Source organism: Microbacterium sp. C-MGS6, from assembly GCF_058140415.1.
In genome coordinates, this window is record NZ_CM176934.1 from 1413321 (window position 1) to 1428009 (window position 14689).

12 protein-coding genes are annotated in these 14689 nt (G+C 70.7%); 10 read left to right on the top strand and 2 right to left on the bottom strand.

Features of this window, described 5'->3' with window-relative positions:
* The first annotated feature begins 18 nt into the window (after positions 1–18).
* Positions 19–2526 (top strand): winged helix-turn-helix domain-containing protein, encoded by a 2508-nt coding sequence (locus tag AC3B5L_RS06745; RefSeq protein ID WP_259955237.1) that lies wholly within the window; start codon positions 19–21, stop codon positions 2524–2526.
* A 13-nt stretch (positions 2527–2539) separates the two neighbouring features.
* On the opposite strand, the gene AC3B5L_RS06750 is transcribed toward AC3B5L_RS06745, so the two are convergent.
* A complete protein-coding gene (locus tag AC3B5L_RS06750; RefSeq protein ID WP_187663785.1) occupies positions 2540–2965 on the bottom strand; it encodes a DUF6325 family protein in 426 nt (141 codons plus the stop codon).
* Between the two features lie 145 nt (positions 2966–3110).
* Here AC3B5L_RS06750 and AC3B5L_RS06755 point away from each other — a divergent pair, with 145 nt between their 5' ends.
* From AC3B5L_RS06755 to AC3B5L_RS06775, 5 genes are all read left to right on the top strand, one after another.
* Positions 3111–3545, top strand: a complete 435-nt coding sequence (locus AC3B5L_RS06755) for a DUF6325 family protein (protein ID WP_490096332.1) — start codon at positions 3111–3113, stop codon at positions 3543–3545.
* 1 nt (position 3546) lies between these two features.
* Positions 3547–3888 (top strand): SHOCT domain-containing protein, encoded by a 342-nt coding sequence (locus tag AC3B5L_RS06760; protein WP_187663787.1) that lies wholly within the window; start codon positions 3547–3549, stop codon positions 3886–3888.
* A gap of 29 nt (positions 3889–3917) precedes the next feature.
* On the top strand, positions 3918–5252 hold the full coding sequence (locus AC3B5L_RS06765) for a hypothetical protein (protein ID WP_187663788.1): 1335 nt from the start codon (positions 3918–3920) through the stop codon (positions 5250–5252).
* A 78-nt stretch (positions 5253–5330) separates the two neighbouring features.
* A complete protein-coding gene (locus AC3B5L_RS06770) occupies positions 5331–7664 on the top strand; it encodes an arylsulfatase (protein WP_490096333.1) in 2334 nt (777 codons plus the stop codon).
* A gap of 34 nt (positions 7665–7698) precedes the next feature.
* Positions 7699–8592 carry a formylglycine-generating enzyme family protein gene (locus AC3B5L_RS06775; protein WP_280565922.1) on the top strand — a complete coding sequence of 298 codons (894 nt, stop codon included), beginning with the start codon at positions 7699–7701 and terminating at the stop codon, positions 8590–8592.
* Positions 8593–8611: 19 nt separating this feature from the next.
* On the opposite strand, the gene AC3B5L_RS06780 is transcribed toward AC3B5L_RS06775, so the two are convergent.
* Positions 8612–9544 (bottom strand): HAD family hydrolase, encoded by a 933-nt coding sequence (locus AC3B5L_RS06780; protein ID WP_292796674.1) that lies wholly within the window; start codon positions 9542–9544, stop codon positions 8612–8614.
* A 157-nt stretch (positions 9545–9701) separates the two neighbouring features.
* On the opposite strand from AC3B5L_RS06780, the gene AC3B5L_RS06785 reads away from it, so the two are divergent.
* The 4 genes from AC3B5L_RS06785 (at position 9702) to AC3B5L_RS06800 (ending at position 14689) form a co-directional block, all read left to right on the top strand.
* Complete coding sequence (locus tag AC3B5L_RS06785) at positions 9702–9911, top strand: heavy-metal-associated domain-containing protein (RefSeq protein WP_370428776.1); 210 nt, start codon at positions 9702–9704, stop codon at positions 9909–9911.
* On the top strand, positions 9911–12166 hold the full coding sequence (locus AC3B5L_RS06790) for a heavy metal translocating P-type ATPase (RefSeq protein ID WP_490096334.1): 2256 nt from the start codon (positions 9911–9913) through the stop codon (positions 12164–12166). Before AC3B5L_RS06785 ends, AC3B5L_RS06790 begins: the two co-directional genes overlap by 1 nt.
* Before the next feature lie 23 nt (positions 12167–12189).
* The gene (locus tag AC3B5L_RS06795) at positions 12190–12450 is read left to right on the top strand and encodes a YHS domain-containing protein (RefSeq protein WP_187663793.1); all 261 of its coding nucleotides are present in this window, start codon (positions 12190–12192) and stop codon (positions 12448–12450) included.
* A 67-nt stretch (positions 12451–12517) separates the two neighbouring features.
* On the top strand, positions 12518–14689 hold the full coding sequence (locus tag AC3B5L_RS06800; RefSeq protein ID WP_490096335.1) for a heavy metal translocating P-type ATPase: 2172 nt from the start codon (positions 12518–12520) through the stop codon (positions 14687–14689).

Genomic DNA, 14689 nt, shown 5'->3' on the forward strand with positions numbered 1-14689 from the left:
ACGAGGCCGGGACCGGCGATGCGTTTCCGGCCGCCCGCCCCGCCCATCGGCGTCCTGCCGCGGGAGCGCGTGACCGCAGCGATCACGGCGGCCGTGGAGGCCGACGGGGTGACGGTTCTCAGCGCGCCCAGCGGCTACGGCAAGACGACGGCGGTCATGGCCTGGGCGGTGGCGCGCGACGACGTCGCCTGGCTCACGCTGAGCGCCTCGGACGACGATCCCGCGCTGCTGACGTCCGGGGTGGTGAATGCGCTGGCGCTCGCCGCCGAGCGCACGGGGCGCGCGTTCGCCGTCCGCCGCGATATCGAGGATCCGGTGCGCGCCTACCGGCAGATCTGCGCGGCGCTTCAGGACGCCGAGCATCCGATGCACCTCATCGTGGACGACGCACACCGTGCCGGCGAGTCCTGGCGGGAGGGACTTCTCGGCCTCCTCGCCGATCAGCCTCCGGACGGACTGCACCTCGTCCTCGTCGGGACCACGTTGATCGAGGTCACCCTGTCCCGCCATCGACTCATGCATCCCGGATCGTTCGTCGGCGTGGAGACGCTCCGGTTCTCGACGGACGAGATCCGTCGTCTGCTGCGGTCGGTGCCCCGAGGTCTCGATGCGACCGCCGTGCGAGAGGAGACCGGCGGGTGGCCCATAGCGGTACGGCTCGTCCTCGTGGGAGGTGCGCTGCCGTCGACGGCCGCGTCCACGGCCGCGTCGTTCCTCGGCGAGTACGTCCGCGAGCACGTGCTGGACGCGTTGCCGCCCGCGCTCGCCGACTTCGTGCTCGACGGCACCGCCTGCGCGGAGCTCACCCCGGAGACCGCCGCACTCGTGACGGCGAGGGAGGACGCCGCCGACCTCCTGGAGAGCTGCGTCCGACTCGGCCTCTTCCTGGACCGGTTCGACGGCCCGAACGGCCCGACGTACCGGTGGCACCCCGCGTTCGCGCGTCGGTGCGCCGACCTCGCGCGGACGGATGCCGCCCGTTTCGCCACCGTGCACCGCCGGGCCGCCCGTGCTCTGGAGCACACGGATCCGATCGCCGCCGTGACGCACGCGCGGCGCGCCGGGGATCGCGCCGGTGCCAGGGCCATCCTCCTCCGGCACTGGTTGGGCCTCGTGGTCGGCTCCTCGGCCGGCGACGTGGAGCGGACGGCGACGACTCTCCTGCGCGACAACCCGGACGATCCGCACCTGCTGCTCGTGCGAGCCGGGGCCAGCGATGTCCTCGGGGACCATCGTGTCGCCCGGGAGCTGTGCCGACGGGCCGAGGCCCTCCTCGACCGCACGCCGGGGGAGGCCGCCCCTGCCGTCCTCCTCATCGTCCGCCTGCTGCTCGCGGAGTCGTCCGTCGAGGTGGCGGTGTCCGGTCCCGAGATCCGCGCGCTGCTCGATGCCGAGGACGACAGGATGTACGGCGGTCGGGTGGCGCTCAACCACCTGCTGGGGTGGACCGCTCTGCGCAGTCGCGAATCGCCGGACCTCGCGATCGAGTACTTCTCTGCAGCGGCGCGCGAGGCGCAGGAAGCGGGCGACCGGGAGCTCACGTCCCGCGCCGCCGGGCATCTCGCCTACGGCCTCGCCACCTCCGGCCGGCTCACGGAGGCCGCGACCGTGCTCGCCGAGGCCGAGAGCACCCGCGAGACTCTTCTTCCGCGGAACACCTTCGCGCGCGGCAGCGCCATGGCCGCCGCGGGGTGGGTCGCGTACTGGTCCGGCGAGGCGGAGGAGGCGGTCCGGATCTTCGACGCGGCACGGGAGGAAGCCGCATCCGGCCGCGACCTCGCCGGGCATGCACGCATGATGGGCGCCTATTCGGCCGCGCTCACAGGAGACCCCGCGATATGTCGCCGGGCGGCCATCGGCGTGCAGGAACTCCCCATCGACGTCGTGCAGGGGGTGGCGTGGCCGGCGTTCCGAGAGTCGTCGGTGGCCCTGCTCGAAGAGGCGGTGGGGCGGAGGGAGCGCGCACTGCGCATCGCGAAGAAGTACGCGAGCGGTACCGACCTCCCGCTCGTGGGCGTCGCCCTGTCCGGAATCCTGCGTCGCGCCGAGGATCACGCTGCGGCGCTGGAGATGCTGCGATCGTTGCGGGGCGCCTCCGAGCTGTCGTACGTCAAGGCCGCCACCTTGATCACCGCGGCTGCGCTCCGGAGGGCGACCGGCCACCAGGAGGACGCGCATGACCTGTGCGAGGCCGCACTCGCCGTCGCGTCCGCGGAGAACCTCGTCGTGCTCTTCGGTCCGCGGGAGGTCGCGGTGCGCCGGCTGCTGCAGGCGCATGTGCATCACGGCACGCAGTTCGAGGAGTTCATCGAGACATGCCTCGCCGTCGACGCGGTCGGATCCGTGACCGATCGGCTGTCGGAGCGGGAACGCGACGTCTTCCACCAGATGCAGACGGCGCGCACGCTGCCGGAGATCGCGCAGGAACTCTCCGTGTCGGTCAACACGGTGAAGACGCATCAACGCGCGATCTACCGCAAGCTCGGGGTGTCGTCCCGGCGGGAGGCCGTCCACGCCATGGTGTGAGCGGTGAGCCGTCTCACGACGCTGCGCCCAGGGTCGCCGCCAGGGCGGCGTTCGCGACCGCGGAGGGGATCGCCTGCGTCGCCAGGATCCGATCGCCGCCGTCCTCGACCTCGCGGACGAACCGGACGTCCCAGCACTGTTCGACGAGGATCACGGCGGCGACCGAGCCGACGGGGACCCAGGGGAGGAAGTGTCCGACGTCTTCGACGCAGATGAGTCCGGGCGCATACAGGCGGAGACCGGCGAGCGCGAAGTCGTCGCCGTCGATCTCCGTGATGCGGTGTGCGTCGGCGTCCCGCCGCACCACGAGGAAGTCCAGCACGCGCAGGGTGCCTGCTTCGACCTGCCGCAGGAGTGGCTCGAGAACCGGTGGTCCCGGGTGCTCGCGGCGGAGCTCGATCACGACGAACGCGACGTCGCCCAGCACCCGGCTTCTCATGACCGCCCTCGATCCTCCATCACTCCGTCCTTGATGGTGACAGCCGCGCGAGAGCCCGAGTACCCCCTCTCACCCGGAGCGGGTGAGAGGGGGTACGCGCCCCACGGTCGCGGTGCCATCCTGTTGCCGGACGAAGGGTGGCGACATGGAGGAGTTCCGATTCGGGCCCGTCGAGTTCTACCTCGTGGGCTTCGACGGCGACCGGCCGGACCCGGCGACGTTCGCGGCGCTGACCGACCTCGTGTCGAGCGGCGTCGTGCGCGTGCTGGATTTCGTGCTGGTGACGAGGACGGCGGGCGGGGAACTCGACATCCTCGAACTGGACGAGGGCGACGGGTCCCCGGCGCTCGGCGGGCTCGAGCCGATCGTCGCCGGACTCGCGAGCGAGGACGACGTCCTCGCCCTGGCGGAGGTCGTGCCACCGGGACGATCCGCGGCCGTGGTGGTCCTGGAACTCCTGTTCGCCCGGACCCTGGCCCAGGATGTCGCCGCCGCGGGAGGCCAGGTGCTGCGCACCGAGCGCATTCCGGCTCCCGTCGTGAACGCGGTGATGGACATCCTCGAACAGGAAGGTGAATGACATGCCCTTGCGGAGATTCGGCCGGCCGGGGCTCATCGGTCTCGCCGCACGGACCGCGGTGGTCGCCGGAACGGCGACCGCGGTGCAGGGAGCCGCCATGCGGCACCAGGAGCGCCGCGCGCAGAGCGAGTACGAGCAGCAGCAGTATGAGGCCGCCCAGCAACAGGCCCAGATGGACGACGCGGCCCGCACCGCGGCTGCGCAGTATGCGCCGCCGGCGTCCCCGCCGCCCGCACCGGCGGACGACCTGATCGCCAAGCTGCAGGAGCTCGGGTCGCTGAAGGCCTCCGGTGTGCTGACGGAAGAGGAGTTCACCGCGGCGAAGCAGAAGCTGCTGGGCTGAGCGCCCGCGACGATCGAGACGAGGCGCCCATGAGCGAGATCGACGATCTGCGGGAACGATTGCGCGCGCTGGAGCAGGAGAACGAGGAGCTGCGTCGCCCTCGACGTCGGGTCTCGGCCCGGAGCATCATCGCCGGGATCGTGCTCGTCGTCGCAGTGCTCCTCGCACCGATCGCGGCGATGGGGACGTGGGCGCGGCTGCAGCTCGTCGATGCGGATCGGTTCGTCGCGACGTTCGCTCCACTGGCCCAGGACCCGGACGTCCAGGACTTCGTCGCCGATCAGGTGACGACCGCCATCGATGAGCAGGTCGACCTGGATGCGGTGGTCGGAGAGCTCTTCGATGGGCTGCGCGCCCTCGATCTGCCGCCCCGTGCCACAGCCGCCCTCGGGCTCCTGGAAGCACCGGCCGCGTCCGGGCTGTCGTCGCTGATCGACGGTGTCGTGCACGAGGTGGTGTCGTCGCCGCAGTTCGCCGACATCTGGGCGGAGTCGCTGCGCTTCACGCATGAGCGTGCCGTCGCGATCCTCCAGGACGACCCGGGCACCGCACTGCAGCTGAGCGACGACGGCGTGCTCTCGGTGGACGTGGGGGCGGTCGTGGAACGCGTCAAGGAGGCTCTCGCCGAGCGTGGGGCCGGCGTGGCCGACCTCATCCCCGTGATCGATCGCACCATCCCGGTGGTGCAGGCGGACGCCCTCGCGTTGGTGCGCACGGTCTACCAGATCGCGGTGGCCGCAGGGTTCTGGTTGCCCTGGGTCGTGCTCGGCCTCGTCGTGCTCGGCGTGCTGCTGGCGGTGGACCGGCCGCGGGCGCTGTTCTGGACGAGCGCGGGCTTCGCCGTCGTCTTCCTGCTCCTCGCCGCGGGGATGGGGATCGGACGCGGGTTCTTCGTCAGCGCCGTCAGTCCGTCCATCATGACGGCCGCGGCGGCCGAATCCCTCTTCGATCAGCTCACGGCGCTCCTCGGGTCCACCATCGTCGCCCTCGCTCTCGTCGGCGTGCTCATCGCGCTCTGGGCCTGGCTGGCCGGATCGAGCCGCAGCGCCTCGACGGTGCGCGGTGCGACCGAGAGCGGCTCCGGGGCGCTGCGCGAGGCGGCGGAGGCTCGGGGGATATCCACGGGACGATTCGGGCGGGCGGTCGACCGCTATCGGGGCGCGATCCTCATCACGGGGATGGCGATCGGTGTGCTCATCCTCGTGGCGACGCGCCCTGTGACCTTCGGTGCCGTCGTGGGCGTGGCGATCGGCGTCCTCGTGCTGACGGTCCTCGTGGAACTGCTGCGCCGCCCGGACTCCGCAGCGGATGAGACAGACGAGCCGGTCGAGGATGACGCCACTGAGATCACCCTTCCCGGGTGAGAACCGTTGTCCACACGGACGCCGGCTCGGAAGACTCGTGCCGAGGAGCGCGGACGCGCCCTGAACGAAGGAGAGACGATGTCGGAATTCAACGCAGACTTCTCGGGCGAGATCACGCTGGACGTCCGCGACTCCCGTCCCGACTGGTCGCCGTACGAGCTGCGGAAGGCGCCGGACGGAGCACCGAACGTCCTCGTCGTGCTCTACGACGACACCGGGCTCGCCTCCTGGTCGCCGTACGGCGGTCGCATCGCGATGCCGACCATGGATCGTCTGGCCGCCGGGGGCCTCACCTACACGCAGTGGCACACCACGGCGCTGTGCTCGCCGACGCGGTCCACCATGCTCACGGGGCGCAACCACCACGTCAATCGCGCCGGCGTGATCATGGAGGGCACCAACGGCTTCCCGGGCTTCGCGGGACGGCTCCCGGCGGAGTGCGCGACGATCGGGCAGGTGCTGCAGGAGAACGGCTACAGCACGTTCTGGCTCGGCAAAGACCACAACGTCCCGGAGGAGGACATCGCGCCGGGAGGCAGCCGCTCGATGTGGCCGCTGCAACTCGGGTTCGACCGGTTCTACGGCTTCCTCGGTGGCGAGACGAACAACTGGTACCCCGATCTCGTCGAGGACAACCACTTCATCGAGCAGCCGTACCGCCCGGAGGACGGGTATCACCTGTCGAAGGATCTCGCCGACCAGGCGCTCGCGATGATCCGGAACCAGCAGGCTTCGAACCCCTCGAAGCCCTGGTACATGTGGTTCTGTCCCGGCGCGAACCACGCTCCGCACCACGCGCCGCAGGAGTACATCGACAAGTACAAGGGGGCGTTCGACGACGGCTACGACGCGTATCGCGAGTGGGTGCTCGCCCGCATGATCGAGAAGGGCGTGCTGCCGGAGGGCACGCAGATGACGCCGTTCAACCCGTTGCCGGACGAAGCGGCGAACCCGGCCGACTACGTGCGCCCGTGGGCGGAGCTGAACGACGACGAACGGAGGCTGTTCGCGCGGATGGCCGAGGTCTTCGCCGGCTTCTCCGAGTACACGGATGCCCAGGTCGGTCGGATCGTGGACTATCTGGAGGAGACGGGCCAGCTGGACAACACGATCATCTTCTACTGCGCCGACAACGGCGCCTCGGGGGAGGGATCACCGGACGGCTCCGTGAACGAGAACAAGTTCTTCAACGGCTACCCCGACGATCTCGCCGAGAACCTCGCGATGATCGACACCCTCGGCTCCGCGGACACCTACAACCACTATCCGACCGGGTGGGCGGCCGCGTTCTCCACGCCGTTCCAGATGTTCAAGCGCTACTCCCAGTACTCCGGCGGCACCTGCGACCCGATGGTCGTGCACTGGCCGAAGGGGATCGCGGCGAAGGGGGAGCTGCGCCACCAGTACCACCACTCGGTGGACGTCGTGGCGACAGTGCTCGACGTCATCGGCATCGAGATGCCGGAGTCCTACCGTGGGGTGCCGCAGAGACCGCTCGACGGCGTCTCGATGAAGTCGTCCTTCGACGCGGCGCCGGACGGTCCGACGCAGAAGACGGTGCAGTACTACTCGATGCTCGGCACGAGGGGCATCTGGAAGGACGGCTGGAAGGCCGCCGCCGTACACGCGCCGCTGAGCGGCAAGGGCCACTTCGACGACGACGTGTGGGAGCTGTATCACGTGGCGGAGGACCGTTCCGAGTCGAACGACCTCGCCGCGACCCACCCGGAGAAGCTGCAGGAGCTCATCACCGCATGGTTCGCCGAGGCGGAGGCGAACTTCGCCCTTCCGCTCGATGACCGCTCCGCTCGCGAGATCCTGACGGTCCCGCGGCCCCAGGCCGAGGCGCCCCGGGATCGGTATGTGTACTTCCCCGGCACCGCGGCGGTACCGGAGAGCGTCGCGGTGAACGTCCGAGGGCGCTCCTACAAGATCATCGCCGACGTCGTGCTCGACGAGGGTGCCGAGGGCGTGCTCTTCGCGCACGGCTCGCGCTTCGGCGGGCACTCGCTGTTCCTCAAGGACAACAGGCTCGTCTACGTGTACAACTTCCTCGGCATCCCGCCGGAGCAGTCGTTCACCTCGGACGAGCTCACCCCCGGCCCGCATACCCTCGGCGTGGAGTTCGTCCGCGAGGGGGCGGGGGAGCACGGCGAGTCCGTCGGCACGACCACGCTGTACGTCGACGATCGCGCGGTGGCGTCCGGTCCGATGCGGGCGCAGGTCGGGAAGTTCACGCTCTGCGGCGACGGACTCTGCGTCGGGTGGGACAGCGCCGACCCGGTGAGCGCGCAGTACCGCAACCCGTTCCCGTTCACCGGCGGCAAGCTCCTGGGCGTGGCGGTGGACGTGAGCACGGAGCAGTATCTCGATATGGAACTCGAGGCAACGGCGATGCTGTCGCGCGAGTGATCGACCGGAGCGGGCCGAGGCCTAGCATGAGGGCATGACGGCGATGATCGAGGTCCCCGGCGGCACGCTCCTCATGGGGTCGGACGAGTTCTACCCGGAGGAGGGGCCCGTCCACGAGCGGCGCGTGGAGCCGTTCACGCTGGACGAGCATCCCGTGACCAATCGCCAGTACGCGGCCTTCATCGAGGACACCGGCTACGTCACGATCGCCGAGCGGCCGATGGACCCTGCCGACTACCCAGGCGTGCACCCGGACGACCTCGTCCCCGGGGCCATGGTCTTCACGCCGACACGCGGTCCCGTCGACCTTCGCGACTGGCGTCAGTGGTGGCGGTGGGAGCCCGGGGCGTCCTGGCGGCACCCCTTCGGGCCGACCTCGTCGATCGATGACCGTCTCGATCATCCGGTCGTGCAGGTCGCGTACCCCGATGCCGTCGCCTACGCCGCGTGGGCCGGCAGGCGCCTGCCCACCGAGGCGGAGTGGGAATGGGCGGCGCGCGGTGGCCTCGTCGGTGCCCGCTTCGCCTGGGGGGAGGACACGAAGCCGGACGGCACCCTCATGGCGGATACCTGGCAGGGTGCCTTCCCGTACCGGAACCATGGCGCCGACGGGTGGATCGGCACCGCTCCGGTGGCCTCGTTCCCCGCCAACGGCTACGGCCTGCACGACATGATCGGCAACGTGTGGGAATGGACGGCGGACTACTGGACGCACCGACATGTACCGCCGGGAGCCGTGGGCGTCGAGGCGGGACATCGCGCGAGCCTGCTGTCCTCCGAACCCGGGTCGCCCATCCCGCGCCGCGTGCTCAAGGGCGGTTCGCACCTCTGCGCTCCGGAGTACTGCCTCCGCTACCGCCCTGCGGCGCGATCGGCGCAGGCAGAGGACACCGCCATGACCCACATCGGCTTCCGCTGCGCCCTCTGACCGCCCGGCACCGCCCGACTCAGGCGCGGTCGGGGAACACGGACGCCCAGTCGTCCTTGACGCTGACCACGGTGTAGCCGCGGTCGTCGGCTGCGCGCAGGGCCTTCTCGGCTCCCGTGTCGTAGGGGGTGTCGTCGCGGCCCGCGTCGTCGTGATGGATCAGCAGCGCGAGTCCGCGGCGAGGGCCGCCGTGCGCGAAGTCGAGCATGGGCATGTCCCCGTTGGAGTTGCCGGCGGCGAGCAGCGGACGCCGACCGATCCGGCTCCAGATCCGCACCGGTTTCTCCGGACCGTCGTCGAAGAACGCCAGGGCGGACGAGTAGCGGACGCTGGCATCCTTCTCGTCGTAGGTGAGCCCGAGCGCCGAGCCGATCACGCGCTCAGGAGGGACGCCGTAGTTCGCCTGGGTCATCGGCCGCATGAAGTCGCGCTCGCCGCCGGAGACGATGTAGCAGGTGAAGCCATGGGCTTCGAGGTAGCGCAGCAGCTCCACCATCGGCGTGTACACGGAATCCGCGTACGGGCGACCGAGGATCGGGTGCTGCGCGGAGCGGTAGAACTCCGTGACCGAACGGGCGTAGTCCTCCACGCTGACACCGTCGGTCAGCCCCAGGAGCGCCTGGATGATGACGCCGAGGTCGGAGTCGTCGCCGGCGTAGTGCTTGTCGATCGCGGTGCCGAGCCAGGCGAGGTCACCGGTCACCGCCGCGCGGTACGGCTGGTTCTCGGCGAGGGACGGGTCGCGGGTGGCCGCCTCGCGCCAGCGCTCGACCACGTAGTGCAGCTGGGTGGGCATGGGCTTCTCCGACCACAGTGTGCCGTCGTTGTCGAACACGGCGATCCGTTCTTCGACGGGGACGGCCTCCGGGCCTGTGGTCGCGGCGGCGACGAACGCCTCGATGGCGCGGCGCGTGGTGGTGTCCCGCCAGGATGACAGGGGAGTGGAGTCCATGACCGCGATCCTCCCAGGCGCGGCGTCGGATGCCGAGCGTCCCTCACCCGGAGCGGACGAGTCCCGTTGCCGCCCGGGCGTGCGGGAATACCCGCGGAGGGTATAAGGTTGTGCCGAAGGAGTACCCCAGGGGGGTATCCCGAGGAAAGGAAACATGATGAGCACGAGCGAGTATCAGGTCGCCGGAATGACGTGCGGCCACTGCGAGATGGCGATCCGCGACGAGGTGTCGCGCATCCCCGGTGTCGAGGGTATCGATGTCAGCGCGCAGAGCGGGAGACTCGTGGTGCGCAGCTCCGCCCCCGTCGACGACACGGCCGTGCTGGCCGCCGTGGACGAGGCGGGCTACCAGGCGGTCCGGTCCTGATGGACACCCCATCCGCGACCAGCGTGGAGCTGGAGATCGGCGGCATGACCTGCGCGTCGTGCGCGATGCGGATCGAGAAGAAGCTCAATCGTCTCGACGGCGTCACCGCCACCGTGAACTACGCGACCGAGAAGGCGAGCGTCACGGTGCCGGCGGGCGTCGACACCGCCCTGCTCATCGCCGAGGTCGAGAAGACCGGCTACACCGCCGTCGTCCCCGCGCCTCCCGCGCCGGAGGGTGCGCAGCCCGACGGAGAGCAGCCGGATCCGGAGCTCACCGCGCTGCGGCAGCGGCTGATCGCCGCCGTCGTGCTCACCGTCCCGGTCATCGCGATGGCGATGATCCCGGCGCTCCAGTTCACGTACTGGCAGTGGCTGTCGCTCGCGCTCGCGGGACCCGTGATCGTGTGGGCGGCCTGGCCGTTCCACAAGGCGGCCTGGATCAACCTCCGGCACGGAGCGGCCACGATGGACACGCTCATCTCGATGGGCACGCTCGCCGCGCTGCTGTGGTCGCTGTACGCGCTCTTCTTCGGCACCGCCGGGATGCCCGGTATGACGCACCCGTTCGAGCTGACCGTGGCGCCCAGCGACGGTGCTGCCAACATCTACCTCGAGGTCGGAGCCGGGGTGACCACGTTCATCCTCGCCGGGCGCTACTTCGAGAAGCGCTCGAAGCGGCAGGCCGGTGCGGCGCTCCGCGCGCTGCTGGAACTCGGCGCGAAGGAGGTCGCCGTGCTCCGCGACGGCGTCGAGACGCGGATCCCGACGAGCGAGCTGCGGGTCGGGGACCAGTTCGTCGTGCGTCCAGGGGAGAAGATCGCCACCGACGGTGTCGTGGTCGGCGGCACGTCCGCGGTCGACGCCTCCATGCTCACCGGTGAGTCGGTGCCCGTGGAGGTCGGCGCGGGCGATGCCGTCACCGGAGCCACCGTGAACGCCGGCGGGCGGCTGGTCGTCCGTGCGACCCGGGTCGGCGCCGACACCCAGCTCGCGCAGATGGCGCGGCTGGTGGAGGACGCGCAGACCGGGAAGGCCGAGGTCCAGAGGCTCGCGGACAAGGTCTCGGGGATCTTCGTGCCGATCGTGATCGTCATCGCCCTCGGCACGCTGGTGGCCTGGTTGGCGGCCGGATTCCCTGCGTCCGCCGCGTTCAGCGCCGCGGTCGCGGTGCTCATCATCGCCTGCCCCTGCGCGCTGGGTCTGGCCACGCCGACCGCCCTGCTCGTCGGCACCGGTCGCGGCGCCCAGATGGGCATCCTCATCAAGGGCCCCGAGGTGCTGGAGTCGACCAGGAAGGTCGACACGATCGTGCTCGACAAGACGGGGACGGTCACCTCCGGTCGCATGACGCTGACCGCGGTGCACACCGACGACGGGGTGGAGCGCGAGGAGCTGCTGCGGCTGGCCGGCGCCCTCGAAGACGCCTCCGAGCACCCGATCGCTCAGGCTGTGGCGGCCGCGGCCACCCGCGAACTCGGCGCCCTGCCGGCCGTCGAGGAGTTCGGGAACATCGAGGGCAAGGGTGTCCAGGGCATCGTGGACGGTCACGCCGTCGTCGTGGGACGCACCTCGCTGCTCGCCGACTGGTCGCAGCACCTGTCCGCAGGGCTGAGAGCGGCCACGACCGAGGCGGAGGCTCAGGGCACGACCGCGATCGCGGTGGGCTGGGATGGCCGGGCCCGCGGAGTGCTCGTCGTCGCCGATACGGTCAAGGCCACGAGTGCGGAGGCGGTGGCGCAGCTCCGCGCACTGGGGCTGACCCCCGTCCTGCTCACCGGTGACAACCGCGTGGTGGCGGAGCAGATCGCACGCGAGGTCGGGATCACCGAGGTGATCGCCGAGGTGCTGCCCCAGGGCAAGGTCGACGTCGTGCGCCGGCTTCAGGACGAGGGCAAGGTCGTCGCGATGGTCGGGGACGGCGTGAACGACGCGGCGGCCCTCGCGCAGGCGGACCTCGGGATGGCGATGGGGACCGGAACCGACGCGGCGATCGAGGCGAGCGACATCACCCTCGTCCGCGGCGACCTCCGCAGTGCCGCCGACGCGATCCGCCTGTCCCGCCGCACGCTCGGCACGATCAAGGGCAACCTGTTCTGGGCCTTCGCCTACAACGTCGCGGCGATCCCGCTCGCGGCGCTCGGCCTGCTCAACCCCATGCTCGCCGGTGCGGCGATGGCGTTCTCCAGCGTCTTCGTCGTCGGCAACAGCCTCCGCCTGCGGTCCTTCCGCAGCAGGGCGGTGGACACCCCGTGAACGAACGACAGAGGAGCACCGACATGTCCGATTCCCCCGCAGGATCCTGCTGCAGCGTCCCGCGCCAGAGCGGCGTCTCCGCCGACGGGCGCACCGACCTGCTCGCCGTGCCGGCCGAGGGCATGGCCGAATGCCCGGTGATGGCCGGAACACCCGTGGTGATCGCGACCGCCGAGGCCGCGGGCCTGTACCGCGACCACGAGGGCACGCGCTACTACTTCTGCTGCGCGGGCTGCGGGCCGGCGTTCGACGCCGATCCCGCGAAGTACACCAGGGCGGCCTGAGCCCCCATCCGTGCGGGGCCGCGACAGAATCGGCCCCGCACGGCATCATCGACGTTGGAGGGAAGACATGAGCACCTCGCACCACGACCATTCCGCGCACGGCCACCCCGCGGCAGCCGGGACCGGGACGCAGACGAGCCACTCCGGACACGCGGACCACACCGCGCACGGAGACCACACGGACCACGCAGGACACACCGGGCACACCGGGCACGGGGATCACGAGGGACACGGAGGTCACGGGGGCCATGGCGGTCATGGCGACCACGTCGCCCAGTTCCGGCGGCTGTTCTGGATCATGCTCGTCCTCGCGGTCCCCACCGTGCTGCTCTCGGGCATGTTCGCGATGATCCTCGGCTACCCGCTCCCCGACATCCCGGGCCTGGCATGGGTGTCGCCGGTCCTCGGCACCGTCATGTACGTGTGGGGAGGGAAGCCGTTCCTCACCGGCGCCGTCAGCGAGATCCGTGCGCGCAAGCCCGGGATGATGCTGCTCATCGGTCTCGCGATCACCGTGGCGTTCGTCGCCTCGTGGGGAGCGAGCCTCGGCCTCCTGCACCACGAGCTCGACTTCTGGTGGGAGCTCGCCCTGCTGATCGTCATCATGCTGCTGGGGCACTGGATCGAGATGCGGTCGCTCGCACAGACCACCTCCGCCCTCGACTCGCTGGCCGCCCTCCTGCCGGACGAGGCGGAGCGCGTCGAGGGCGATCAGGTCGTGCGCGTCTCTCCCTCGGACCTCCGCGTGGGAGACGTCGTGGTGGTGCGCCCCGGCGGCAGCATCCCCGCGGACGGTCGCATCGTCGACGGCCGCGCCTCGATGGACGAGTCCATGGTGACGGGGGAGTCCCGTACGGTCACCCGTGCGACCGGCGACCCCGTGACCGCGGGCACCGTCGCCACCGACTCCGGGCTGCGCGTGGAGATCACCGCGACCGGCGACGACACGACGCTCGCGGGGATCCAGCGGCTCGTCACGGAAGCGCAGAACTCCTCGTCTCGCGCGCAGCGCCTCGCCGACACGGCCGCGGGTTGGCTGTTCTGGTTCGCGTTGGGTGCCGCCGTGATCACCGCCGTCGTGTGGAGCGCCGTCGGTCTGCCGGATGACGCCGTGATCCGCACGATCACCGTCCTCGTGATCGCCTGCCCGCACGCACTGGGACTGGCCATCCCGCTCGTCGTGTCGATCGCGACCGAGCGTGCGGCGCGCGGCGGCGTCCTCGTGAAGGACCGGCTCGCCCTGGAGAGCATGCGCACCGTCGACACCGTGCTGTTCGACAAGACCGGCACCCTGACCAAGGGCGAGCCCGTCGTGTCCGAGGTGTCGGTGGCCGGCGCGGAGACCGCGGACGAGGTGCTGGCGCTCGCCGCGGCCGCCGAGGCCGACAGCGAGCATCCGCTGGCGAAGGCCATCGTGCGCGCTGCGCGCGACAAGGAGCTCCCGGTGCCGGCCAGCCGCGACTTCTCGTCTTCTCCTGCGGTCGGTGTGACCGCGACGGTGGACGGAACTGTGATCCGGGTCGGCGGCCCGCATCTGCTCACGGAGGAGGACGCCCAGGAGCTCCCCGTCGCGGAGGGCTGGCGTGCAGACGGTGCGATCATCCTGCACGTGCTGCGTGACGGCCAGGTCGTCGGGGCGCTCAAGCTCGCGGACGAGGTGCGTCCGGAGTCGCGGGACGCGGTCGATGCGTTGCATGCGCTCGGCGTCCACGTCGTGATGATCACCGGTGACGCGGAGGCCGTCGCGCACACCGTCGCGGCGGACCTCGGCATCGACCGCGTGTTCGCCGGCGTCCGGCCGGAGGACAAGGCGGCGAAGGTGCAGGAGTTGCAGCGCGAGGGCCGCAAGGTCGCGATGGTGGGAGACGGCGTGAACGATGCGCCCGCCCTCGCCCAGGCCGACGTGGGTCTCGCGATCGGCGCAGGGACCGACGTGGCGATCGCGTCCGCGGGGGTCATCCTCGCGGGCGACGACCCCCGCGCCGTGCTGTCGGTCATCGAGCTGTCCCGTGCCTCCTACCGGAAGATGAAGCAGAACCTCTGGTGGGCGGCGGGGTACAACCTGCTCTCCGTGCCGCTCGCCGCGGGGGTGCTCGCGCCGATCGGCTTCGTGCTGCCGATGTCCGTGGGTGCGGTGCTGATGTCGCTGTCGACGATCGTGGTGGCCCTCAACGCGCAGCTGCTGCGGCGGCTCGACCTCCGTCCTGAGGTCGTCACCGCAGAGATCCGGCGGCGCTGA